Below are 23,046 nucleotides of genomic sequence, written 5' to 3'. Positions count from 1 at the left end.
AGTGTCTCGGCGGCTTCTCCTGGGAGCGCTTTTCGCCGCCGTGATCGCGGGAGGCTTCGTTACCGAACTTGTTGTCAAATTCTGCTTTGAGATCGCGTTGCCAACGATGTCGCAGAGCAACGGTACATCGTCGATCTCGATCGGAGGAGCGAACCCGCTTGTGTTCGCGGTGGTCGGTGGTATCCCTTCCCTGGCTATTTCATATTGGGCGAGCGGAGGATCGCGCGTCCTTGCTGCGACGAGGGTGCTGGCAACCGTATGGATCGGGCCTGCGGTAATGAGCTTCCTTCTACTACTGCTCTTTGCGGTTTTATGGCCACCTGCACTGGCCGTAGGACTTTTGTTTTCGGGCTCGGTCGGCATCACCTGCGGACTGCTTTTCGAGCTCGTAACCGTTTTGGCAATCTTTGTCTCAGGTCTGTCGAATCGCAGAGATCTCTGACATCTCTGTCGAGAACAGAGAGGTGGTGTTTGTAACTCGGGGTCGCGCGTATTTGGGGAAGAGTCCCTCGTGAGCGGCACGGACTCGAGTGTTGAGGGTTCACGCTGCCCTCGAGAACGGTAAACGAAATTACGTACCATTTTTCTGAGCGGTGAAGCAATCGGCTTTCGTCGAATGATAGAGCGGGACGAATCCTCATCCGACGTCTGGCCCGACCTGGCTTTCCTGGAAGTGCTGAGGTTCGTGACTAGTTGAGGGACGCTTTCGTCGTACCCCTCGACGAGGACGGAAGTCTGAGCATTGCCGCGAGAGTAGCCGGCGCCACACCCGTCGTCCATCGTGCCCTGGTCGAAGCCAGCTACCTCGGCAATGATGGCGTTCACGTGCACCTGCTTCTGCACGTCGTCGACGGTGTCGTATACGAGCTCGAGGTGTATCGTGACGACCTCGAGCTCGTTGCCCGCTCCCCTCTCGGCGAGATCCTCGAAGGGGCTGCGATATCGAAGGGGGATCGTCCGCACTCGGTGAACACCGTGACGGGACCGGCCGGCGCCGGCTCCGGCTCGTACACCTACGACGCCGCCGGCAACATGACCGGACGCCCCGGGCAGACGATCACCTTCAATGACGTGGGCAAGGTGTCGAAGGTCGTGACCGGCTCGGTGACGCAGGACACGGTGTACAACGTCGATGGCAGCATCCTGCTGCGCACGAACACCACCGAGGGTGCGTCGTTGTTCGTCGGTGACACGGTGCTGTCGCAGGCGAACGGTTCGACCATGGTCGCAGGTGTACGGACGTACTCTGGTGCAGAGGGCAAGCCGATCGCGGAGAAGTCCGCGAAGACCGGCACCGCCGGAACGACGCTGACGTGGTTGTTCTCGAACTTGGAGGGGACGGTGGATGTGCAGACGGTGGCAAACGCGACAGGCACGACCACCCGCACGTTCCGTGACCCGTACGGCGCTCCGATCGGTGCGTCGAACGGTGTCTGGAGCAGCGGTACCGGGTACATGAACAAGCCCGTCACTGCCTCGACGGGGCTGACCACGGTCGGTGCTCGCACCTATGACCCTGTGCTGGGGAAGTTCCTGTCCGTGGACCCGGTCATCGACACGAACCTCCCGCAGCAGAACACGGGGTACACGTACTCGGGCAACAACCCCACCACGTACATGGACCCGACCGGGCTCCGCCTGGACGAGGGCTGCGGGTGGGGAAGGAGTTGTGCCAGCAAGACCTGGAACATGACGAAGCAGGGGCTCCCGCCAGGACAAGCGGCATATCAGGCTGTAGCGCAGGATCTGCGCGCGAAAGTGAAGCGTGAGGATCAGAATTGGAACCAGTTGTTCAGGAAGGACAAGAGGGCCGCCGACCTGAGAACCGCGAAGTTCTTCTCTTCGGAACAGGGAATGCTGCTAGGTAGTTTCTTCAGCGGTACGAGCCCGTCACACCTCGCCTATGGACCATCGTCAACGATGACTCAAGATCTCAAGCACTCGGATTGGGCGTCCAACTATCGCAACATTCTGCGGGGAGACCTTCGTGCCGGGCGGGGGTTGTCCAACGGAATTTACGAAGCAGGAAAACCGGACCTTTTCACGAACTCGAATATGCGTCGAGATTTTGCAACTCTGCTAGCCCTCGCCGACTCAAAGAGTGAAGACCTGACATTCCTGACTTTGGGAAGTTTCGACGCGACCGCTCAAGTAGTTGGAGGAACCTCGTCTTCTGCTGTGGTTTCGATAACGGTTACAAACACGACACGACTTGGTTCAATGTTGAGGCTCAACGACGAGTGGTACACAACCCTCAACGAGGTGGGGCCGAAAGTCGGTCTGTACGAGATTCATGAGTCGTTTACATGGCAAGAGGAGATAACTTGGTAAGGTCTCCGTCCGCGGCCCTCGCAGTCGCAGTCTGCGTAGGAACCGCACTCCTCCTTTCAGGTTGTCAGTCTGGCGAAGTGCCGGCGGTAGGCGTCACCCACAGTGATCTCCTGGGCGATTGGAAGCTTGCAGATGCGGAAGAGAATGCGGGCTTGACGATGGATCCGGACGGAGGTTTCCACGCTTCGACCTGGCCTTCCGGGCTTTTCTGTTCGGTTGAGCAGAGCGGCCTCGGGCTCACGGGGTCGTGGTCTGGAGGTGGGGGATCAAGCAACTCCGTCTACTTTTACGTTGACGAACCGTGCGAGGCGAGTTGGATCGGTCTCGCCGAATATGTCGGGGACGATCTCGAAATCTGGTTCTACGAGCCTGGCATTGATCTTGACGGCTATCCCGAACCTTTGTGGAAGCTCGGACGCGATTGAGCGACGAAGTTGTCCTCGGAGGACACCTCCTGGCCGTTTCTTGGGGAAGCGGATGTGGCAGACCCTCACGGCTCTGGCCGTGTTGCAACCTTGTGCTTGCTTGTTGCGCGCTACGATAATCGCTTCTGACCCTGTGCTGGGGAAGTTCCTGTCCGTGGACCCGGTCATCGACACGAACCTCCCGCAGCAGAACACGGGGTACACGTACTCGGGCAACAACCCCACCACGTACATGGACCCGAGCGGGCTGCGCCTCGACCAAGGATGCGGGTGGGGCGTCAACTGCACTCGAAACATCAAGAATATTCCGGGTGCTGCTCAAACCCAAGCCTTAGGCGATAAATGGGTAAAGGAGGGAAGAAAGGCGATGAAGCAGAACACCTTCAATCCGATCTCGGGTCCAGCAAAGGAAACGTTCGAATGGACGAAGGGTTACGTCAAGTACGATCTCGGGCGCATTCTTCAAAGTGAGCAGGGGCAACTCGTCAATGCGTGGGCAAATGGATGGCTTTCCAGTCGTGTTGCATTCGACTCGAGTTCGAACATCACGGCGGGTCTCAGTCAGAGCGCCGCGGCTGCAGAGTATCGGCTGTATCTACGCGGGCAACTTCGTCTGGGGCTACCGCTCGACCGGTACCATTACGACGCCGAGAACTTCACGCTTAAGAATCCAAAATTTGTGAACGATGCGAGGACGTTTACCGCCTGGGAACAGGCGTCGAATTCAAGCCGTTCACTTCTCACTGTCGGCTCGCACGATTACTACGCCACGGTGATTGAGCAGACGGGCTCAAATTCTGCGGTTGTCCAGATCACGGCCTGGAACGAGATGACACTCGGCTCCCTGCTTGGTCCTATTCGAAGCGTTGCTAATACGATCCCGGGTAGCACGGGACCCTTCTCGCCAGTGGTGACGACATTCACATGGACGGAAGAAGTCGAATGGTAGCCCGGATATGTAGGCCGTTGTTGATCCTTACGGCCCTATGCGCGGGTATCGTGCTGCTCGCCGCATGCTCTTCGAAGGAGGTCGCGCGCGAAGTGGAAGCGTCGAGCCTGCACGGGGATTGGACTGCAACGCACGACGATTCCGAAGCAACGCTTTCGCTCAAGAGCGACGGAAGTCTGGATGCATCCGGTTGGCCGCGCAACCTAATGTGTTCAGCTGATGGTGCCGCGACGGTCGAGGCCCTGACATGGGGAGACACCGTCGATCTCAAGGGGACGTGGCGGAGCGTTAGTAGTGATTTGACGTATGCCTTGGCGTTCTCGACGCAGGGCCAGGATTGTGTCGTGACAGGTTGGTCGTCCTACGTTTGGGAAGACTCCTCGGGACAGCTGGCATTGAAGATCTTCCTCCAGTCGGTGACGGACCCGGACAGTGCCTCTGACAATCAAGTGCTCTGGCTGACCAAAGTTGCTGACAGGTAAAGGGCGCCGGAGGGCGTGACGCTTGTGGCGAGGTGCAGCGTCTCCTGGTGTGCGCGATGAGGATCTGGCCGCGATCAGTGCTACCGGCGCATGGGTCGCGCGCCGGAGGTCGGTACTTTCGGATGATCACATGCCGGTAACTTCTGCGAATTGACTATTCCGTCTCTGTGCACCGCTCGCATAGATATCGATCCGATATGTGCCGCACGATCGGCAGAGGTTCGGGGCCGAGCGGACAGCATGATCGTTGCGCGCACGGCCTCCTTGAAAGGGTGGAACGATGACGCGACGACACGGGATGCTCCGAGCGGTGCTCGGCGGAATGGCGGCGTTCGCGCTCGCCCTCGGCGGTGTGACCGCAGCGGCGGCCGAAGAGCTGCCGGCGGACGCCACCGGCTCGATCTCGGGGATCGTGACCCGCGAGGATGACGGGTCGACGCTCGAAGGGGTCACCGTGTCGGCTCTCGATGCGAATCGAGAGGTCGTCGGCGAGACGCAGACCGACGCCGCAGGCATCTACGACCTGGGTGGTCTTCCTGACGGCTCGTACCGCCTGCACTTCGGCTCGCCGGATCCGGAACTGCTCTCCGAGTACTGGAAGAACCAGTACAGCTGGGACTACGCGACACAGATCACCATCACCGGGGGGCAGGCCACAACCGGGGTCGACGCCGCACTCGCCACCGCGGCATTCATCAGCGGCACGGTGACGAGAGGTGCCGACGGAGTGCCGTTGTCGTCCTGGGTGTCGGTCTACGACGTGAACGACACGTTCGACATCGAAGCCGGCGACACCCTGAGTGACGGCACCTATCGCATCGGTGTGCCGGCGGGAACGTACAAGGTCGCCTTCCGGTCCTTCGGTCTGGCGGAGGAGTACTGGAAGGACGCGGGGTTCTGGGACACCGCGACCGAGATCACCGTCGCGGCGGGTGACGAGGTCGTCGGCATCGACGCCGCGCTCGAGAGGCCCGGCGCGATCTCGGGCACGGTCACGGTGGATGCTGCTGGGGCGGCGAAGGTGCTGGTGACAGCCTGGATCGACGGGATCGAAGTCAGGAGCATCTACGCGAAGCCTGACACTGGTGCGTACTCGCTGGCGCTCCAGAAGGGCACATACATCCTGCGTGCGACCGCGATGTCCGCGGACGGGACGACGATCGCGTCCCAGTACTACAACGGGGTTGCGACGGTGGAAGCGGCGACGCCCATCTCGCTGACGCCTGACCAGACCGTGACGGGAATCGACTTCACGCTCGTCGACGCCCCAGAGCCGCAGCCTGAGCCGACGATCACGCTCTCGGCCGGCACGATCCGTGCCGGCGATGCGGTCACCGTCTCCGGCAGCGGGTTCGAGCCGAACGCGACCATCTCGTTCGAGCTCCGCTCGGATCCGATCGCTCTCGGCTCGCTGACTGCCGATGCTGACGGAGCGCTCGCCGGGACCCTGCGTATCCCCGTCGGCGCGCCCGCTGGGGCACATGCTCTGGTCGCGCTCTCCGGTGCCGCAGTGGTCGCGAGCGCGGCCGTGGACGTCACCGCAGCTGTGGTTGCCGGTGGCCCAGGAACCGGCGGTCAGGGTTCCGAAGGGCAGGGAGCTGGCGGACAGTCGACCGGTGGGGCGACAGCCCCGCGAGGCGCCCTCGCAGCCACCGGAGCCGAGGTTCCGGTCGCACTCGTCGCGATGGGCATCCTCCTGGCAACGCTGGGCGCTGCGATGGCGCGTCGCCGACCCGTCGAGAGCTGATCGCGAGAGCTGATCGCGTCGTCGAGCGGTTGCCGGGTCAGCCCAGCAACCGCTCGATCACGCGTGCGACGCCATCCTCATCGTTCGACAGCGTCGTCTCGTCCGCGGCATCCTGCACCACCGGCGCAGCATCCGCCATCGCGACACCGCGGCCTGCCCAGCGCAGCATCTCGACGTCGTTGAGGGCGTCGCCGAATGCGACGACATCGGCCCGGTCGATGCCGAGGTGCGCGCAGAGGCGGGCGAGGCCGGTGGCCTTCGTGACGCCCTCCGCCATGACCTCCACGAACGGCGCGCCTGAGAGCGTCGCCTCGAACCCCGTGAGGCCGAGCGAGCGAAGGGTGTCGTACAGGGCAGCAGGTGCGAGCTCCGGATGCCGGATCACGAACTTGAGGCTCGGGGCCGACACGACCTGATCGAGCGGCACACCACCCATCGTCTTCGGGTCGCGCTTGTGGTCGGAGAGGTCGGCGATCTCGGCGTAGCCCTGCTGCGCGACGAACGTCTCACCGCCCTCGCGCACACTCGCGAACAGCAGGCCGGGGATGCTCGCGCGCAACGCCTCGGCAAGGGTGCGGATCGTGTCGGCAGGCAGCTCCTCGGCGAACAGCATCCGCCCCTCGGTGAGATGCACCGCGTAGGCGCCGTTGCTGCACAGCGCCCAGTCGTCGAACGCCGCATCCGCGGCGATCGCGCGCAGGCCGATCGGCTGACGCGCGGTGACCGGCACCACGTGGATGCCTCGGGCACGGGCCGCGTCGAGCGCCGCCCTGGTGCGCGGCGAGACCGCGGATGTCGAGTCGAGGAGAGTCCCGTCGAGGTCGGTCGCGATCAGCCGCATCGAATGGGTCCCTGAGCCCGTCGGTTGGCTCCTTGAGCCTGTCGAGTGGGTCCCTGAGCCTGTCGGATCGGTCCCTGAGCCTGTCGAAGGGTCACGAGAAGATCATCGGAAGATCGTCGTCTTCCTCCGCGCCGCCCAGGGCGAACTCGACGACCACCGGCACGTGGTCGCTCGGCTGCTCGCCCTTGCGCTCCTCGCGATGGATCGAGGCTCCGGTGACGGCATCCGCGAGCGTGCGCGAACCGAGCACGAAGTCGATGCGAACGCCTTCGTTGCGCGGGAACTTCAGTCGCTGGTAGTCCCAGTACGTGAAGCCCTCGGGAATGAGCGGGCGCACGACGTCGGTGACGCCGGCGTCCTGGAAGGCGAAGAACGCCTGGCGCTCCTCCGGCGAGACGTGCGTCGAGACACCCTCGACGATGTCGGGATCGCCGTTGTCGCCGTCGAACGGGATGATGTTGAAGTCGCCGACCAGGGCAAGCGGAAGCGCAGGGTTCGCCGCGAGCTCTGCCGCGGTCGACTTCTTCAACTCCTCGAGCCAGTGCAGCTTGTACGCGTAGTGCGGGTCGTCGAGCGAGCGGCCGTTCGGCACGTACAGGCTCCAGACGCGAACGCCGTCGACCATGACCCCGAGCGCACGCGCCTCGAGCGGAGCATCCGGCCCCTCATGCCCCTTCGCGAAGCCCGGCATGCCGTCGAAGGCAGTGCGCACATCGGTGATCGGCAGGCGGCTCGCGATCGCGACGCCGTTCCACTGATTCAGCCCGTGCACCTCGACGTGGTACCCGGCTTCTTCGAACGGGCCGTAGGGGAACTGCTCCGGCTTGCACTTGATCTCCTGCATCGCCAGCACGTCGATGTCTTCGCGAACGGCGAACTCGACGGTGCGGGTGACGCGGGTGCGGATGGAGTTGACGTTCCAGGTGGCCAAGCGCATGCGTCAAGCCTAGGCCTTGCCTCCTACACTGGATGCCGTGACCGCACTCGACGCAGACCGCCAGACACTCCTCGACCTGATCAAGGACGAGGCGGTGTTCCACGGCGACTTCACTCTCTCCAGCGGCAAGCAGGCGACGTACTACGTCGACATGCGAAAGCTGACCCTCGACCATCGGGCAGCTCCCGCGATCGGGCGCATCATGCTCGATCTGATCGGCGACCTCGACGTGGTCGCGGTCGGCGGGCTCACGCTCGGTGCCGACCCGATCGCGAACTCGGTGCTGCACGCCTCGGTCGCAGCCAGCCGTCCGCTCGACGCATTCGTCGTGCGCAAAGAGCCGAAGGATCACGGCCGCGGGCGCCAGATCGAGGGTGCAGACGTCAAGGGCAAGCGCGTCGTCGTGCTGGAGGACACCTCCACCACCGGGCAGTCCGCGCTCAAGGCCGTCGAGGCGCTGCGCAAGGAGGGCGCCGAGATCGTCGCCGTCGCCGTGATCGTCGACCGCAAGACCGGGGCACGGGCCGCGATCGAGGCCGAGGGCCTCGAATGGCGCGCCGCCTTCGATCTCGACGACCTCGGACTCGACCCCCAGTGACCCGCTACGCACTCGCCGTCGATGTCGGCGGCACGAAGATGGAGGCCGCCCTCGTCAGCGAGGACGGCGTGCTCGTCGAGGGCAGCCGCAGTCGGCAGGCCACCGGCCGCGAGGCCACGCTCGACTCGCTCAGGCTCGCGGTGCAGGCGATCGTCGCGCACGCGCTCGCCGCGGCTCCGGCCGATGCAGAGATCGTCGGGGCCGGCGTCGGCAGTGCAGGACCGATCGACCGTGCTGCCGGCGCGATCATGCCGGTGAACATGCCCCTCGCCCGCGGATTCGGTCTGGCGGAAGCGGTGCGCGCTGCGGCCTCCGCTGTGCTCGGCCGCGAGGTGCCGACCGTGCTCGGGCACGATGGCGGTGCGCTCGCGCTGGCCGAGGCCTGGCTGGGCGCGACGCAGCAGGCAGGCGCTTCGCTCTCGATCGTCGTGTCGACGGGCGTCGGCGGCGGATTCGTCGCGAACGGTGCGTACATCCCCGGGGCGACCGGCAACGCCGGACACCTCGGTCAGGTCCGCCGCGAGGGCGGGCTCACGCTCGAGGAGATCGCCTCGGGTCCTGCGAGCGCCGCGTGGGCGCAGCAGCAGGGCTGGTCGGGAGCCACCGGTGAAGACCTGGCGCGGGATGCCGCTGCCGGCGACGCGATCGCGCGAGCCGCGATCGAGCGCTCGGCGAAGGCCGTCGGCGAGGCGCTGGCGGATGCCGCGACCCTCGTCGACCTCGACATGGTCGCGATCGGCGGCGGATTCTCGCGCGTCTCAGACGACTACATCGACCTTGTGCAGCAGGCCCTCACGGCGAGTGCGGCGCACGAGTACTCGCGTCGCGCGCTGGTCGTGCGCTCGGGGCTGGGCGACGAGGGTCCGCTGATCGGGGCGGCTGCGCTCGTCATCCGCTGAGCAGCCTGCAGCGACCGGGATCCTCGATTCCGTCCACAGTCCTAACAAATACGTCGTAGGCTCGGAGCAGACGACGGAAGGACTGCGCGTGCGCGTACTCGGCCTGCTCTCGGGCACCTCACACGATGGCATCGACGTGACGGTCGTCGACTTCCAGGAGACCGACGGCGCCCTGCGCGGCACCGTGCTGCACGAGGACAGCGTGCCCTATGCGCCGGAGCTGCGCGCTCGCCTGGTCGCTGCATTGCCCCCGGCACAGACCACCTTCGCCGAGATGTGCGAGCTCGACACCTTGATCGGACAGGCGTTCGCCGCAGTCGCCGCGGATGCCGCGGCAGCGGTCGGCGGTGTCCATGCCGTCTGCACGCACGGTCAGACCGTCTTCCACTGGGTCGATGAGGGGCACGCCCTCGGCACGCTGCAGATCGGCCAGCCGGCCTGGATCGCCGAGCGCGTCAGCGCTCCGGTGGTGTCGGATGTGCGCATCCGCGACATCACCGCCGGCGGGCACGGTGCTCCGCTGGTGTCGTTCCTCGACGAACTGCTGCTCCGCGGCCGCGACGGCACCGCTGCCGCGCTGAACCTCGGCGGCATCGCGAACATCACCATCGTGGGCGACGGCATCTCGGCGTACGACGTCGGCCCGGCCAACGCCCTCGTCGACGCGGTCGTGGTCGCGGAACGGCTCAACGACCTCGGGTACGACGAGGATGCCGCGATCGCCAGCACCGGCGCCGTCGATCAGGTCCTGCTGGACGCGCTGCTCGCCGACCCGTACTACGCCCTGCCGGCGCCGAAGAGCACCGGCAAGGAGCACTTCCACCTCGACTATGTGCGGGCCCTGGTCGACGCGCACGGCGAGATCGGCGTGCCCGATCTGATCCGCACCCTCACCGAGCTGACGGTGCGGACCGTCGCGAACGACGTCCGCGCCGCAGGTGTCGACTACCTCGCGGTGTCGGGTGGCGGCTGCCGCAACCCGCTCATCATGCAGGGGCTTCGCGACGCGCTGCCAGAGGTCGAGGTGGTGCTCGCAGACGAGCTCGGCGCGTCAGCCGACAACAAGGAGGCGGTGCTCTTCGCGTTGATCGGTTGGTGCACGCTGCACGGGGTGCCGGCCGTCATCCCCGGCGGCACCGGTGCTCGTGAGCCGCGCATCCTCGGCACCATCACCCCAGGAGCGGGCCCGTTGCGGATGCCGGAGCCGGTGGCCGCCGTGACGAGCCTCGTGCTGCACACGCCCTGAGTCGCCCGAACCGCTGAACCGCTGAACGGCGTCAGGACTTGCGGTCGTCGTCCCAGGGGCCTTCCCACCAGCCGGCGCGGCCTTCGTCTTCACCGTCACCGCCACGTCGGCGGGAGCGCACGAACTGCACCACGAAGATGACGAGGGTGCTCGAGGTGATCAGGATGAGCACCAGGAACAGCAGGTCGCTCTGATTCATGGGCGCTTCCCCTCCGCGGCATCCGCCACGATCTTCGCGATGCGCGCAGAGCGCGTCTCCGGTCGTTTCGCCATCGCGATGTGCGTCAACCCGAACTTCTTGACCGACTTCGGGAACCCGTCCCAGTTCGCGCGAGCCTCCGGCGACGCGTCGAGTGCCGCGGCGAACTCGGGCGGCTCGAACCCCGCCTCCGGCCCGTCGAGCATCTCCCAGGCGCCGTTCGCCTTCGCGACGTCGAGTGCGCGGATGCCGGCCGCGGCGAGCAGGCCTGCAGCTTCGAGCTCCGCGATGCGGGCCTTGTTCGTCGCCGCCCAGCCGCTGGCAGGGCGACGCGGTGAGAACCACTGGCCGACGGTCTGATCGTCGAAGGTGCGCACCGGGCCGTCGATCCACCCGAAGCAGAGGGCCTGACGCACGGCGTCCTCGTAGCCGACGCCGCCGGCCGCCTTGCCGCGAACGCTCAGCAGCCAGACGCCGGCGGTGCGTGCGTGGTGCTCCTCGAGCCACGCGCGCCAGGTCGCGGCATCCGCTGCCGTGACCCGCTCGCCGTCGTCAAGCGCGCCCATCGATCACTTCTTCGTCTTGACCGTCGTGATCGTCTCGGTGATCCGCGGCAGCAGGTCGGCGACCGACTGCACGATCTCGTCAGGACGGAACGGGTACTTCTCGATCTCGGCCTGATCGCTGATGCCGGTCAGCACCAGGATCGTGTGCAGACCCGCCTCGATGCCGGCGACGACATCGGTGTCCATGCGATCGCCGATCATGCCGGTGCGCTTGGAGTGCGCGCCGATCTTGTTCAGTGCGGAGCGGAACATCATCGGGTTCGGTTTGCCGACGACGTAGGGCTCCTTGCCGGTGGCCTTCGTGATGAGTGCGGCGATCGCGCCGGTCGCGGGCAGCGGTCCGTCGACGCTCGGGCCGGTCGCGTCGGGGTTCGTGACGATGAAGCGGGCGCCGCCGATGATCAGCCGGATCGCCTTCGTGATGGCCTCGAAGGAGTAGTTGCGCGTCTCGCCGACGACCACGAAGTCAGGATTCGTCTCGGTCATGATGAAGCCGGCGTCGTGCAGGGCGGTGAGGATGCCGGCTTCGCCGATCACGAAGGCGGAGCCGCCTGGGAGCTGCTGCTTCAGGAAGTCGGCGGTCGCGAGGGCCGAGGTCCAGATGCGGTGCTCCGGCACGTTCAGGCCGCTGGTGCGGAGGCGCGCAGACAGGTCGCGCGCCGTGAAGATCGAGTTGTTCGTGAGCACCAGGTACGGGATGTCGTTGCGCTCCCACTCCGCGAGCAGCTCGGAGGCGCCGGGGATGGCGTCGTTCTCATGGACGAGCACGCCGTCCATGTCGGTCAGCCAGCATTCGATGTCGTCGCGTTGTGCCATGTGCTCAGCCTAGAGGGCGCGCTCCCGCGACAGCAGTGTGTGGTCAGGCGCTCAACCACACGGCGGAGAGCGCGCCGCCCGGCAACGACACTGCAGCGCCTTCGATCCGCGCCCCGCTCGCGGTGACCTCGACCTGCGTGCCGACATCGACGCCGTGGGATTCCAAGGCGCGCAGGATCTCCGGGTCGTCGTCGCTCACGCGCAGCACGCGGCCCACGTGCCCCACCGGAGCGTCGGCCAGCAGCACGAAGGGCTCACGATCGACGCGGCCATCGGCGTCGGGGATCGCGTCGCCGTGCGGGTCGAACCGCGGGCGTCCGAGCCGCAGGTCGATGCCCTCGAGCAACCGGTCGCTGATCGTGTGCTCGAGTACCTCCGCCTCGTCGTGCACCTCATCCCAGCGGTAGTCGAACTCCCGCACGAGCCAGGTCTCGACCAGTCGGTGTCGTCGCACCATCGCCAGCGCGCGCTGCGTGCCGGCATCCGTCAGGCGGATCGCGCCGTAGGGCACGTGCGAGACGAGTCCTGCTGCGGCGAGCTTCTTCACCATCTCGGTGACCGACGACGGAGCGATGCCGAGCTTCGCGGCGAGGACCGACGGGGTGATCGCGGCATCCTGCCATTCGGTGTGCGCGTAGACGGTCTTCAGATAGTCGTCAGCTGCAGGGGATGCCACCCGACCAGTCTAGATCAGGCCGATTTCAGCGATCGGGCTCGGCGTGGGTCAGGGGTTCGCGACCGCGACGAGGATGCCGAAGGCTGCCTGGCCGGCGAAGAAGCAGACCAGGAAGCCGAGCAGGGCCGCGAACAGTGAGAGGCGGCCGTCGAATCCCTCGATCTCGGCGATGCCGATCCTGCGGGCGCGGAACGCCAGTACGAGGGTCGCGATGCCGAGGGCGAGCTGCACCCACGGGCTGGCGTCGCCGATGACGGTCGGGAAGGCGACGAGCAGGCCGCCGATCACGCCGGTCGCGATGCCGATCCAGGTGAGGATGCGGATGCTGCGGCGGGCGTTCTGGGCGGACATGCTCCGAGCCTATCCGGGCTCACGCCCCGGTGATCACCAGCCACAGCAGTGCACCGTTGAGCGCGATCAGCAGCACCGACGCGATGACGCCGGCTGCGGTCGTCCATGCGCGGTTCGCCCAGATCCCGAGGGTGCGTCGCTGCGCCGTCAGGATGACGAGCGGGATCAATGCGAACGGGATGCCGAACGACAGCACCACCTGGCTGAGCACGAGCGCGAGCGTGGGGTCGACCCCGATGCCGAGGATCACGAGTGCGGGGATCAGCGTCACCAGGCGGCGCGCGAGCAGGGGGATCCGCACGTGCAGGAGGCCGTGCATGATCTCGGCCCCCGCGTAGGCGCCGACCGAGGTCGAGGCGAGGCCGGAGGCGAGCAGGCCCACCGCGAAGAACGTCGCGACGACCGGGCCGAGGCCGGTGGCGAGGGCCGCGTGCGCGCCCTCGAGCGAGTCGGTGCCCTCGACACCGGCGAGGTTCGCGGCGGCGAGGAGCAGGATGGCGAGGTTCACGGACCCGGCGATGATCATCGCGATCGACACGTCCCAGCGGGTTGCCCTGAGGAGGCGGCGGATACGCGAGGTCTCGGTACGCACGGCCTCGTCGCCGGCGTGGGTGGTCGTGGCGCCGAAGCGGTCGCGGGTCAGCGAGGAGTGCGCGTAGATCGCGTGCGGCATGATCGTCGCACCGAGGATGGATGCCGCGAGCAGCACCGATCCGGTGTCCTCGAAGCGCGGCACGAGGCCGCCGACGACGCCGGCCGGGTCCGGCGGGGCGACGAAGACCCCGGCGACGAAGCCGATCGTGATGATCGCCATGAGCCCGATGATCACGAACTCGAACGGCCGGGGCCCGCGGCGGCTCTGCACCGCGAGCAGGACCATGGACACGACTCCGGTGATGATTCCGCCGAGGAGCAGCGGCACGTCGAACAGGAGGTGCAGGGCGACCGCGCCGCCGATCACCTCGGCGAGGTCGGTCGCCATGGCGACGAGCTCGGCCTGCAGCCAGTAGGAGCGGCGCGCCCAGCGATTGCGGATGCGCGAGCCGAGCACCTGCGGCAGGCTCTGGCCGGTGACGACACCGAGCTTCGCCGAGAGGTACTGGATCAGCCAGGCCATGACGTTGCCCGCGACGACGACCCATACCAGCAGGTAGCCGTACGTGGCACCAGCGGTCATGTTGCTGGCGACGTTGCCGGGATCGAGGTACGCGACACCGGCGACGAGGGCCGGACCCAGCAGCCACAGGCTGCGGGGTGGGGTCGTGCGTGTGGCAGGAGCCGCGATGGTGTCGGAGCTTTTCGGCATACCGAAATCGTAGCGGATTTTTCGGTGTGCCTAAATATTTCTTCGACGATGCGGCGGATAGCCTTGCTGGATGGATGAGCAGACCCCGGAACGCAGCACGCACGGCGTCGGACCGTGGCCGGGCGGACGCGCTGCATGGCCCGAGGGCGAGCAGTACGACCCCGAGCTGCTCGAGCACGGCGACACCCGCAACGTGATCGACCGCTACCGGTACTGGCGCATGGAGGCGATCGTCGCCGAGCTCGACACGCACCGGCATCCGTTCCACGTCGCGATCGAGAACTGGCAGCACGACATGAACATCGGCTCGATCGTGCGCAGCGCCAACGCGTTCCTCGCCGACACCGTGCACATCATCGGGCGACGCCGCTGGAACAAGCGCGGTGCCATGGTCACCGACCGGTACCAGCACGTCGTGCACCACGAGGACATCGAGACCTTCGCGGCCTGGGCAGTAGGGGAGGGGATGCCGATCGTCGCCGTCGACAACGTCGCGGGCTCCGTGCCCGTCGACCGCGCCGAACTGCCTGAGCGCTGCGTGCTGCTGTTCGGCCAGGAAGGCCCTGGGCTCTCGGCCGAAGCGCTCGCCGCGGCATCCGCCCACATCGAGATCACCCAGTACGGGTCGACGAGGTCGATCAACGCCAGCGCGGCGGCCGCCGTGATCATGTACGAGTGGTGCCGGCGGTACGCCGACTGATCCCGGGGCTGATCACGCCCTGAAGCCTCTCGACACGGGATGCCGGCGGGCGTAGCGTGAGTGCCGATCGAGGAGGCCGACATGGCAGGTCCGGTGCCCATCCGTCCGTATCTCTGGTTCCACGACTCCGCGCAGGAGGCGATGGACTACTACGTCTCGGTCTTCCCCAACTCGTCGATCGACCGGGTCGCCCACTATCCCGACGAGAACCTCAGCGAGCATTTCGAGGGCATGGGCGGGAAGGTCATCAACGGCGAGTTCACCCTGAACGGCACCCGGTTCGGTTGCATCGACGGTGGACCGGCGTTCTCGTTCACCGAGGCGGTGTCGTTCGTGATCGAGTGCGCCGACCAGGCCGAGATCGATCACTACTGGCAGGCGCTCTCGGCGGTGCCCGACGCCGAGGCGTGCGGCTGGTGCAAGGACCGGTTCGGCGTCAGCTGGCAGATCGTCCCCGCCGACCTCGGCCGGCTGCAGCGGCGCCCTGAGCAGATCCAGGCGCTCATGCGCATGAAGAAGATCGTGATCGAGGAACTCGAGACCGCCTGAACGGGGCTTCGGCGGATGCGGCCGTTCAGGTCCGATCGATGCCGAACAGGTGGCGGTAGATCGCGTTGACATCGCGATCCAGATGATCGATGCGCCCGTTCACGGCTCGGATCTCGATCCGCACTCTCGCGAACTCGCTGGTGATCTCGGCCCGTACGCTGTCGAATTCTCTTCGCACGCTGTCGAACTCGGTCCGCACGCCGTGGAACCCGTCGCGCATCATCCGCACGAACATGGTCGAGATCAGCGTGACCGTGCCGATCATTCCAGCCGCGAAGACACCGATCAGTGTCCAGATCTGTGGTTCGTTCATCCCCAACATCCCTTCAGTGTGCCTCGATGATGTCGAGCGCACCAGGGATACGGAGCCCAGTATTCCGGGGGTTTCAGGTACTGGGGAGAACTCGTTCTCCTCAGTACCCGTGGAGGACTAGACGCCCGCTGTCAACCAGCGCCCCGACCGGACCCGCCAGCCGAGCGTCGCGAGGCGAGCGAGCAGGTAGATGCCGAAGAACGCGAGCGAGAGCCAGATCAAGCCGGCGCTGCCGCCGACGCCGAGCGCCGCGATGATCCACAGCGCCGGGAGGAACGGCACGAGGTTCAGGCCACCGGCGATCGCGAGGTAGCGCACGTCGTTCGCCCCCATCAGCACGCCGTCGAGCACGAAGACGACCCCGGCGACCGGCTGCGCGACCGCCAGCACCAGCAGTGCGGGTTGCACGAGAGACGCGACCTCGGCCGATCCGGTGAAGACGATGCCGAGCACGCCGGACAGCGCCGCGATGATCGCACCGACGATCACGCCGAACCATGCTCCCCAGGCGACGGTGCGGCCGAGCACGCGACGCACCTGCGGCTGGTCGCCGGCGCCGAGCTCCTTGCCGATCAGGGCCTGCGCCGCGATCGCGAGCGCGTCGAGCGCGAAGGCAGCCGCCGAGAAGATCGTGAAGACGATCTGCCACCCGGCGAGCTCATCGGCGCCGATGCCGGTCGCGACGCCCACGGTCGCGAGCAGGGCGACGCGCAGGCTCACGGTGCGCAGGAAGAGCCAGCCGCCCGAGCGCGCCGTGCTGCCCATGCCCTCGCGCTGCGCGCGCAACGAGGCGTTGTGCCTGGTCGCGAGGCGTCGGATGACCAGGACGTAGGCGCCGACCATGCCCCACTGGGCCGTGATCGTGCCGGCGGCGGAGCCGGCGATGCCCCACCCGAACCCGTAGATGAACAACACGTTCAGCAGTGCGTTCGCGCCGAAGCCGAGCCCGGCGATCCACAGCGGCGTGACGGTGTCCTGCATCCCGCGCAGCAGCCCGGTCGCCGCGAACACGATCAGCATCGCGGGGAGCCCCCACATCGAGATCACGAGGTAGTCGTTCGCCTGCTCGGACACGGCCTCGCCGGCGCCGAACAGCGAGACCAGCCAGGGCGACGACACGGCGCCGACGACCGCGAGCACGGCGCCGAGTCCCAGCGCGAGCCACATGCCGTTGATGCCGACCGAGACGGCTTCGCCAGGCTGGCCAGCGCCGAAGCGCCGCGCGACCGCCGGCGTGGTGGAGTACGCCAGGAACACCATGAGCCCGACGATGGTCTGCAGCACCGCGCCGGCGATCCCGAGCCCCGCGAGCGGTGTGGTGCCCAGGTGTCCGATGAGCGCTGCGTCCACGATCAGGAACGCGGGCTCCGCGATCAGCGCGCCGAGCGCGGGGACCGCGAGGCGCAGGATCTCTCGGTTGAGGGAGGGGCGCGCGGTCATCCTCCGAGCCTATGGGCTGGCACCGACGTGCCAGCCTCGACGTGCCAGCCTCGACCCGGCGGTGGCATCGTACGCTGGAGGGAACGGATGCCACGGAGGTGCATCATGTCGGATCCTCGCGAAGCCGCAGCCCAGTACCGCGCGCGACAGCAGGGCACGAGCCCGGACGGCGATGACGAGGGCGGGACGCCGCCCGGCATCGGCGCAGCTGTGGATCGGGCCGCGTTCATCGAGACGGCGATCCAGGTCGCCATCCGCCGCGGCGACTTCGACGATCTTCCCGGCGCCGGCAAGCCGCTCGAGGGCCTCGACGGCCATCACGATCCCGACTGGTGGATCCGCCGCAAGATCGAGACCGAGAACCTCACGGGTCTCGGTCCGCCCGCGATCCTGCTGCGCGCCGAGGACAAGGGGCTCGACGCGGAACTCGATCTGCTCGGTCGCGAGTCCGATGTGCGCAGCGTGCTCGAGGACTTCAACCGCCGCGTGATCGAGGCTCGACGACAGCTGCAGGGCGGGCCGCCGGTGGTGACCTCGCCGCGCGACATCGATGCGACGGTCGCGGCCTGGGCGGAGCGCCGGCTGGCGCGGCCGCCGGCATCCGATCCTGCACCTGCGCAGAGCCGTCGTCGCAGGTGGCGGATTCGCCGAAGCGAGTGACCTGCCTGCCGTGCGCGTCATAGGGTGGGATGCATGACTGACGTGCTTCCCGTGGGCCTCGCCGTTTCCGAGTTCAGCTCCGACATCCGCCCGCAGGACGACCTCTACCGTCATGTGAACGGTGCCTGGATCGCCCGCACCGAGATCCCGGGCGACAAGGCGAGATGGGGGTCGTTCCACCTCCTCGCCGAGCAGGCCGAGAAGGATGTGCGCGCCATCATCGAGGAATCGCAGGATGCCGAAGAGGGCACCCTGGCGCGGAAGATCGGCGACCTGTTCGCGAGCTTCATGGACACCGAGCGCATCGCGGCTGCCGGCACCTCGCCGTTGGCCGAGACCCTCGCCGAGATCGACGCGATCGACAGCATCCCCTCGTTCCTGCGGACGGTCGGCGCGTACGACCGTGACGGCCGAGCGCACCTGATCGGCTTCTACGTCGACGGCGACCCGGGGAACCCGGAGCGCTACGTCCCCGTCGTCGTGCAGTCGGGTCTGTCGCTCCCGGACGAGAGCTACTTCCGTCTCGAGACGTTCGAGGGCACCAGAGCCGCGTACCGCGCGCACCTCGAGCGGCTGCTGACGCTCGGCGGGATCCCGGATGCCGCCGAGGATGCCGACCGCGCGATCGCCCTCGAGACCGAGCTCGCCGGTCACCACTGGGACAACGTGAAGAGCCGTGATGCGGTCGCGACCTACAACCTGAAGACCTGGGACGAGATCCAGGAGCTCGCCGGTGTCGACCTCGCGCCGTGGCGCGACGCCGTCGCCCCGTCGAATCCTGCGGCCTTCGCCGAGGTCGTGGTGTCGCAGCCGAGCTTCCTCGAGGGACTCGGCACGCTGCTCACCGCCGAGCGCCTCGACGACTGGAAGGCGTGGCTGCGCGCCCAGGTCGTGCATGCAGCGGCCCCGTACCTGACTGATGACCTCGTGCAGGAGAACTTCTCGTTCTACGGCACCGAGCTCACCGGCGTCCCCACCATCCGCGAACGCTGGAAGCGCGGTGTCTCGGTGACCGAGGGCGCGCTCGGCGAGGCGATCGGCAAGGTCTACGTCGAGCGGCACTACCCGTCGACCGCGAAGGCCGCGATGGACGAGCTGGTCGCGAACCTGATCGAGGCGTACCGCCAGAGCATCACGGAGCTCGAGTGGATGACCGCCGAGACGCGCGAGCGCGCGCTCGCCAAGCTCGACTCCTTCACGCCGAAGATCGGACACCCCGATGTCTGGCGCGACTACTCGAGCCTGACCATCGACCGCGCCGACCTGTTCGGCAACGTGCGTCGCGCGGCGATCTTCGAGCACGACCGTCACGTCGACAAGGTCGGTACGCCGATCGACCGCGACGAGTGGCACATGCCGCCGCAGATGGTGAATGCGTACTACAACCCCTCGATGAACGAGATCGTGTTCCCGGCGGCGATCCTGCAGTACCCGTTCTTCGACGCAGGGCGCGATGCTGCGGCGAACTACGGCGGCATCGGCGCGGTCATCGGGCACGAGATCGGCCACGGCTTCGATGACCAGGGCAGCCGCTACGACGGCGACGGACGCCTCGAGGACTGGTGGACGGATGCTGACCGCACGGCGTTCGAGGAGCGCACCAAGGCGCTCATCGCCCAGTACGACGCGCTGGTGCCGGAGGGCCTCGCGCCCGAGCATCACGTGAACGGCGCGCTCACGATCGGCGAGAACATCGGCGACCTCGGTGGCCTCGGCATCGCCCTCAAGGCGTACGAGCTGTCGCTCCGCGCGGACCCGTCGGTCGCTGAGCCTGTCGAAGGGCCGGTCATCGACGGGTACACGGGTGTGCAGCGCCTGCTGCTCTCCTGGGCGCAGGTCTGGCAGCAGAAGGGCCGGGAGGCCGAGACGCTGCGACTGCTGACGATCGACCCGCATTCGCCGAACGAGTTCCGCTGCAACCAGATCGTGCGCAACATCGACGCCTTCTACGAGGCGTTCGAGGTCGGCGAGAAGGATGCTCTGTGGCTGCCCGAAGACGAGCGTGTGACGATCTGGTGACCAAGCGTCGCAGTCTGTGAGAGATCCCCATCGGTCGGCGTTACGATATCGGTGCCGCTGGGGATAGCGCCGCAGTGGCGCCCCCATCCGCCCTCTCCGTAAGGATCATGCGTGGGATCCCGCACACCCTCGTTCCCTGAGCCCTTCGGCTCCGCGCAGGGAGCGCCCGCCGACGGGGCCGTGCTGCGCCGCTCGCAGAGCACCAGCAGGAGGCTGCCTCGGCGTGCCGCAGTCGGACGCCGTTCGTTCACCTCGACGCTGCGTGCGCTCGAGACGCTGGCGGATGCCGGTGCCCAGGTGTCGGTGCACGTCGTCGATCTCGACTCGCACGAGCACGTGCTCGCCGGCGACGACCACGTCACGATGCCGGTCGCCGGGCTCGGCGTGGTGCCGCTGCTGATCGAGGTGGCGGCCGGCTTCGAGAGCGGCGAGCTCGATCCTCTCGAGATCGTGGAGCGCGGGAGCATCGATGCTGTGACGACGTCCGGCCTCTGGCGCAATCTGCACGCGCCCGCGCTGCCGCTGGAAGACCTGGCGGTGCTGGCCGCGACCGCCGGCGACCCGATCGCCGTGAACGCGCTGCTGCGAAGGGTCGGCCACGAGCGCGTCCGGGAGCGCATCGAGAGCATCGGCCTCCGGCGCACCGCGCTGCTCGACCGGTTCCGCGATCAGCGGGGCCCTGACGACGCGCCGCATGTCGCGGTCGGCTCGACGCGCGAGCTCGCCGGGCTCTTCTCCGCGCTCGTCAACTCGGCCGTGGTCGACGCCACCGTGAGCGCCCAGGTGTCCGAGTGGCTCAGCCTCAACCAGGACCTCAGCCTGGTGGCTGCGTCCACCGGTCTCGATCCGTTCTCGCACGATCACGACGCCCACGGGCTGCTGTTCGTGAACAAGACCGGTCGCGACCGCGGCGTCCGTGCTGAGGCCGGCGTGCTCGCGGGTCCGCGGGCCGGCGTCGCATACTCGCTCATCGTCTGCTTCGACGACCTCTCGATCACGCACCGGCTGCGTGCGCACGACGCGTTCCGTGTGCTCGGCGTGGAACTCATGGAGTACACGCACTGACGCGAGCCCGACGTTCGGATCGACGGATTCAGGGGATCGACGGATTCAGGGGAGCATGCGGCGCAGCAGCGCGGCGAGCGCGTGGCGGTCTGCGACGGAGATGCGCTCGGTGAGTGGAAGCAGCGTGTCGCGCAGGGCGACGGTGAGCGAGTCGGCGACGTCGCGCCCTCGGTCCGTGAGCACGACGTCGACGGAGCGGGCGTCCTGTTCGTTCGGCACGCGGGCGAGGAGCCGGGCTCGTTCCGCTCTCGAGACCAGCCCGGACATCGTGGACTTCTCCAGCCCCAGATACTCGGCGAGATCGCTCATCCGCAGCCGTCGATCTCGCAGGATCGCAAGCACGCGCAGCTGTGTGAGCGAGAGACCGGCGTCGGCAGCGAGTCCGGTCAGCACACCCATCGTCATGAACGCTGTCTGTCCGAGGGCGTCGATGAGGTCGTCATCGGGGTTGTGATGCATGGCTCGAGACTACTTGACAGCTTCGTGATGCGAACTAATATAGTTCGTATCACGAAGTAAATGGAGGACGTCATGTTCGCAGTAGTGGTCAACGCATTCGGCGCCGCACCGGTCTGGCAGCAGTTCGCAGAGCCAGAGCCGCTCAGCGGTGAGGTCGTCGTCGACGTCGTCGCGGCGGGCGTGCATCCGCGGGTGCGCTCGCAGGCGGCTGGCTCCCACTACACGAGTGAGGGCTCGCTTCCGCTGATTCCAGGAGTCGACGGCGTCGGCCGATTCCCGGACGGCACCATGCGCTATTTCGCGGTCGGCAGCGACACCCGGGGCTCGATCGCTCAACGTGTCGCCGTCGACCCGCGAGCCAGTGTGATGCTCCCCGATGGTGCAGACCCGGTTGCGATCGCTGCCGCGGCGAACCCGGTCATGTCGTCGTGGGTGGCGCTTCGCCACCGCATCGCGTTCCCGCTCGACGCCCGTGTGCTGATCCTGGGAGCGACGGGCGCTGCGGGATCCGCCGCTGTCCAGGTCGCGAAGCACCTCGGTGCCGCGCAGGTGATCGCCAGTGGCCGTGACACGGCTCGGCTCGAGGGGCTGCCTGCGCTCGGAGCGGACGAGATCGTGCCGCTGGGTGACCTCGAGACGATCGGACGGGTCGCCGCAGACGTCGATGTTGTCCTCGACTACGTCTGGGGGCGACCGGGAGCCGATGTCATGCGCGCTGTCGTGACGGCGAGGACGATGCGCAGCTCCCGGCTCGACTGGATCTCCATCGGAGCATCCGCTGGTCAGGACGCGGCGATCCCGTCGGCGGCGCTCCGGTCGTCCGGCCTGACGATCGTGGGCAGCGGCCAGGGCTCGGTCGGTCGTTCGGCCTTCGTCGAAGAGCTTCCCGAGATCGTCGGACTCATCGCAGATGGGACGATCGTGAGCGCCTCGACCGCCGTGCCGGCCACCGATGTCGAGGCGGCCTGGAATGCGGTGAGCGAGCAGGGTGCGAGTCGACTCGTACTCACCCTCTGACTGAGTATGATCATCGGATGCCCCGACCGGACTGGACCCCGCATCGACGCGATGACGGCGAGCTGCTCGGCTGGATCCACCCCGAGGGCGATCTCTGGGTCGCGGTCGATGTGCTCGGTCGACCGGCATCCGATGCGACCGAGTGGCTCGATGCCGAGGCCGCGCTCGAGGAGCACGGCATAGCCTGGCTGGCCGACCCGTGGATGCTGGAGGGCGAAGGCGATCGTCCGTTGCGGGTGCGCCTGCTCGAGGTGACGCCGGACGACGACGGCGCGCCCGGCCGCATCGTGGTGAAGCTCGACGACTTCGGCGACATGACCCGGCCGTCGACCGCGCAGTTCGTGCTGGCCTGGCCGATCCCGGATCGACTGCGGCAGCCGCGTGCCGACGATCCCGATCCGCGCGAGATCTCTCGTTGACGCGTACGCGTCGACCGCGTAGACCAGAGGAGCGCG

The 23,046-nt window shown here is 67.2% G+C and carries 27 protein-coding genes; 16 read left to right on the top strand and 11 right to left on the bottom strand.

All coding sequences use genetic code 11. From position 1 onward, the window contains the following. The first annotated feature begins 1 nt into the window (after nucleotide 1). The 6 genes from RS83_RS18680 (at nucleotide 2) to RS83_RS03955 (ending at nucleotide 5,934) form a co-directional block, all read left to right on the top strand. A complete protein-coding gene (locus RS83_RS18680; RefSeq protein ID WP_156153108.1) occupies nucleotides 2-442 on the top strand; it encodes a hypothetical protein in 441 nt (146 codons plus the stop codon). 251 nt (nucleotides 443-693) lie between these two features. Beyond that, nucleotides 694-2,331, top strand: a complete 1,638-nt coding sequence (locus RS83_RS03970) for an RHS repeat-associated core domain-containing protein (protein ID WP_045278225.1) — start codon at nucleotides 694-696, stop codon at nucleotides 2,329-2,331. 77 nt (nucleotides 2,332-2,408) lie between these two features. Further along, complete coding sequence (locus RS83_RS18675; RefSeq protein WP_156153107.1) at nucleotides 2,409-2,756, top strand: hypothetical protein; 348 nt, start codon at nucleotides 2,409-2,411, stop codon at nucleotides 2,754-2,756. Nucleotides 2,757-2,808: 52 nt separating this feature from the next. Further along, complete coding sequence (locus RS83_RS03965) at nucleotides 2,809-3,705, top strand: hypothetical protein (RefSeq protein ID WP_045278224.1); 897 nt, start codon at nucleotides 2,809-2,811, stop codon at nucleotides 3,703-3,705. A 50-nt stretch (nucleotides 3,706-3,755) separates the two neighbouring features. Then, nucleotides 3,756-4,187, top strand: a complete 432-nt coding sequence (locus RS83_RS03960) for a hypothetical protein (RefSeq protein ID WP_156153106.1) — start codon at nucleotides 3,756-3,758, stop codon at nucleotides 4,185-4,187. A 280-nt stretch (nucleotides 4,188-4,467) separates the two neighbouring features. Then, entirely contained in the window at nucleotides 4,468-5,934 is a 1,467-nt protein-coding gene (locus tag RS83_RS03955; protein WP_082071512.1) for an MSCRAMM family protein, read from the top strand. A gap of 37 nt (nucleotides 5,935-5,971) precedes the next feature. On the opposite strand, the gene RS83_RS03950 is transcribed toward RS83_RS03955, so the two are convergent. Both RS83_RS03950 and RS83_RS03945 read right to left on the bottom strand, forming a co-directional pair. After that, the gene (locus tag RS83_RS03950; protein WP_045278221.1) at nucleotides 5,972-6,775 is read right to left on the bottom strand and encodes an HAD family hydrolase; all 804 of its coding nucleotides are present in this window, start codon (nucleotides 6,773-6,775) and stop codon (nucleotides 5,972-5,974) included. Nucleotides 6,776-6,866: 91 nt separating this feature from the next. Continuing rightward, nucleotides 6,867-7,712: an exodeoxyribonuclease III gene (locus tag RS83_RS03945; protein ID WP_045278220.1), complete on the bottom strand. Its 846-nt coding sequence runs from the start codon at nucleotides 7,710-7,712 to the stop codon at nucleotides 6,867-6,869. Between the two features lie 37 nt (nucleotides 7,713-7,749). On the opposite strand from RS83_RS03945, the gene pyrE reads away from it, so the two are divergent. From pyrE to RS83_RS03930, 3 genes are all read left to right on the top strand, one after another. Further along, the gene (gene pyrE, locus RS83_RS03940; protein WP_045278219.1) at nucleotides 7,750-8,310 is read left to right on the top strand and encodes an orotate phosphoribosyltransferase; all 561 of its coding nucleotides are present in this window, start codon (nucleotides 7,750-7,752) and stop codon (nucleotides 8,308-8,310) included. Further along, entirely contained in the window at nucleotides 8,307-9,209 is a 903-nt protein-coding gene (locus RS83_RS03935; RefSeq protein WP_045278218.1) for an ROK family protein, read from the top strand. Before pyrE ends, RS83_RS03935 begins: the two co-directional genes overlap by 4 nt. 88 nt (nucleotides 9,210-9,297) lie before the next feature. Beyond that, entirely contained in the window at nucleotides 9,298-10,455 is a 1,158-nt protein-coding gene (locus tag RS83_RS03930) for an anhydro-N-acetylmuramic acid kinase (protein ID WP_045278217.1), read from the top strand. Between the two features lie 31 nt (nucleotides 10,456-10,486). Here RS83_RS03930 and RS83_RS18920 read toward each other — a convergent pair whose 3' ends face one another. Genes RS83_RS18920 through RS83_RS03905 form a run of 6 tightly spaced genes read right to left on the bottom strand, consistent with a single transcriptional unit; the run spans nucleotide 10,487 to nucleotide 14,369 of the window. Then, nucleotides 10,487-10,654, bottom strand: a complete 168-nt coding sequence (locus RS83_RS18920) for a hypothetical protein (protein WP_197072059.1) — start codon at nucleotides 10,652-10,654, stop codon at nucleotides 10,487-10,489. Further along, complete coding sequence (locus RS83_RS03925) at nucleotides 10,651-11,220, bottom strand: YdeI/OmpD-associated family protein (RefSeq protein WP_045278216.1); 570 nt, start codon at nucleotides 11,218-11,220, stop codon at nucleotides 10,651-10,653. Before RS83_RS03925 ends, RS83_RS18920 begins: the two co-directional genes overlap by 4 nt. Before the next feature lie 3 nt (nucleotides 11,221-11,223). Beyond that, nucleotides 11,224-12,036: an HAD-IIA family hydrolase gene (locus RS83_RS03920; RefSeq protein WP_045278215.1), complete on the bottom strand. Its 813-nt coding sequence runs from the start codon at nucleotides 12,034-12,036 to the stop codon at nucleotides 11,224-11,226. Nucleotides 12,037-12,079: 43 nt separating this feature from the next. After that, complete coding sequence (locus RS83_RS03915) at nucleotides 12,080-12,712, bottom strand: metal-dependent transcriptional regulator (protein WP_045278214.1); 633 nt, start codon at nucleotides 12,710-12,712, stop codon at nucleotides 12,080-12,082. Between the two features lie 48 nt (nucleotides 12,713-12,760). Next, on the bottom strand, nucleotides 12,761-13,063 hold the full coding sequence (locus RS83_RS03910; RefSeq protein ID WP_045278213.1) for a hypothetical protein: 303 nt from the start codon (nucleotides 13,061-13,063) through the stop codon (nucleotides 12,761-12,763). A 19-nt stretch (nucleotides 13,064-13,082) separates the two neighbouring features. Next, a complete protein-coding gene (locus tag RS83_RS03905) occupies nucleotides 13,083-14,369 on the bottom strand; it encodes an Nramp family divalent metal transporter (RefSeq protein ID WP_045278212.1) in 1,287 nt (428 codons plus the stop codon). A gap of 70 nt (nucleotides 14,370-14,439) precedes the next feature. On the opposite strand from RS83_RS03905, the gene RS83_RS03900 reads away from it, so the two are divergent. Continuing rightward, on the top strand, nucleotides 14,440-15,069 hold the full coding sequence (locus RS83_RS03900) for a TrmH family RNA methyltransferase (protein ID WP_045278211.1): 630 nt from the start codon (nucleotides 14,440-14,442) through the stop codon (nucleotides 15,067-15,069). Between the two features lie 81 nt (nucleotides 15,070-15,150). Continuing rightward, on the top strand, nucleotides 15,151-15,618 hold the full coding sequence (locus tag RS83_RS03895; RefSeq protein ID WP_045278327.1) for a VOC family protein: 468 nt from the start codon (nucleotides 15,151-15,153) through the stop codon (nucleotides 15,616-15,618). A gap of 25 nt (nucleotides 15,619-15,643) precedes the next feature. Here RS83_RS03895 and RS83_RS03890 read toward each other — a convergent pair whose 3' ends face one another. Next, nucleotides 15,644-15,931, bottom strand: a complete 288-nt coding sequence (locus RS83_RS03890; RefSeq protein WP_045278210.1) for a hypothetical protein — start codon at nucleotides 15,929-15,931, stop codon at nucleotides 15,644-15,646. 117 nt (nucleotides 15,932-16,048) lie between these two features. Then, the gene (locus tag RS83_RS03885; protein WP_045278209.1) at nucleotides 16,049-17,371 is read right to left on the bottom strand and encodes an MATE family efflux transporter; all 1,323 of its coding nucleotides are present in this window, start codon (nucleotides 17,369-17,371) and stop codon (nucleotides 16,049-16,051) included. Nucleotides 17,372-17,476: 105 nt separating this feature from the next. Between RS83_RS03885 and RS83_RS03880 the strand changes: the two genes are divergently transcribed. The 3 genes from RS83_RS03880 (at nucleotide 17,477) to RS83_RS03870 (ending at nucleotide 21,115) form a co-directional block, all read left to right on the top strand. After that, on the top strand, nucleotides 17,477-18,031 hold the full coding sequence (locus tag RS83_RS03880; RefSeq protein ID WP_197072058.1) for a DUF1992 domain-containing protein: 555 nt from the start codon (nucleotides 17,477-17,479) through the stop codon (nucleotides 18,029-18,031). Nucleotides 18,032-18,064: 33 nt separating this feature from the next. After that, nucleotides 18,065-20,050, top strand: a complete 1,986-nt coding sequence (locus RS83_RS03875) for a M13 family metallopeptidase (protein WP_045278207.1) — start codon at nucleotides 18,065-18,067, stop codon at nucleotides 20,048-20,050. 111 nt (nucleotides 20,051-20,161) lie between these two features. Next, nucleotides 20,162-21,115 (top strand): serine hydrolase, encoded by a 954-nt coding sequence (locus RS83_RS03870; RefSeq protein WP_045278206.1) that lies wholly within the window; start codon nucleotides 20,162-20,164, stop codon nucleotides 21,113-21,115. Between the two features lie 45 nt (nucleotides 21,116-21,160). Here the strand turns inward: RS83_RS03870 and RS83_RS03865 are convergent, their stop codons facing one another. Next, nucleotides 21,161-21,574 (bottom strand): MarR family winged helix-turn-helix transcriptional regulator, encoded by a 414-nt coding sequence (locus RS83_RS03865; RefSeq protein ID WP_045278205.1) that lies wholly within the window; start codon nucleotides 21,572-21,574, stop codon nucleotides 21,161-21,163. A 72-nt stretch (nucleotides 21,575-21,646) separates the two neighbouring features. Here RS83_RS03865 and RS83_RS03860 point away from each other — a divergent pair, with 72 nt between their 5' ends. Together RS83_RS03860 and RS83_RS03855 are read left to right on the top strand one after the other, a co-directional pair. Next, a complete protein-coding gene (locus tag RS83_RS03860) occupies nucleotides 21,647-22,591 on the top strand; it encodes a zinc-binding dehydrogenase (RefSeq protein ID WP_045278326.1) in 945 nt (314 codons plus the stop codon). Between the two features lie 17 nt (nucleotides 22,592-22,608). Continuing rightward, nucleotides 22,609-23,010, top strand: a complete 402-nt coding sequence (locus RS83_RS03855) for a hypothetical protein (protein ID WP_045278204.1) — start codon at nucleotides 22,609-22,611, stop codon at nucleotides 23,008-23,010. Nucleotides 23,011-23,046: the final 36 nt, after the last annotated feature.

Origin of the sequence: Microbacterium oxydans, from assembly GCF_000956525.1 — a bacterium.
GTDB classification, from domain to species: Bacteria; Actinomycetota; Actinomycetes; order Actinomycetales; family Microbacteriaceae; genus Microbacterium; species Microbacterium oxydans_A.
Note: the sequence above shows the minus strand (reverse complement) of the source record. Positions and strands in the feature narration are given on the sequence as shown.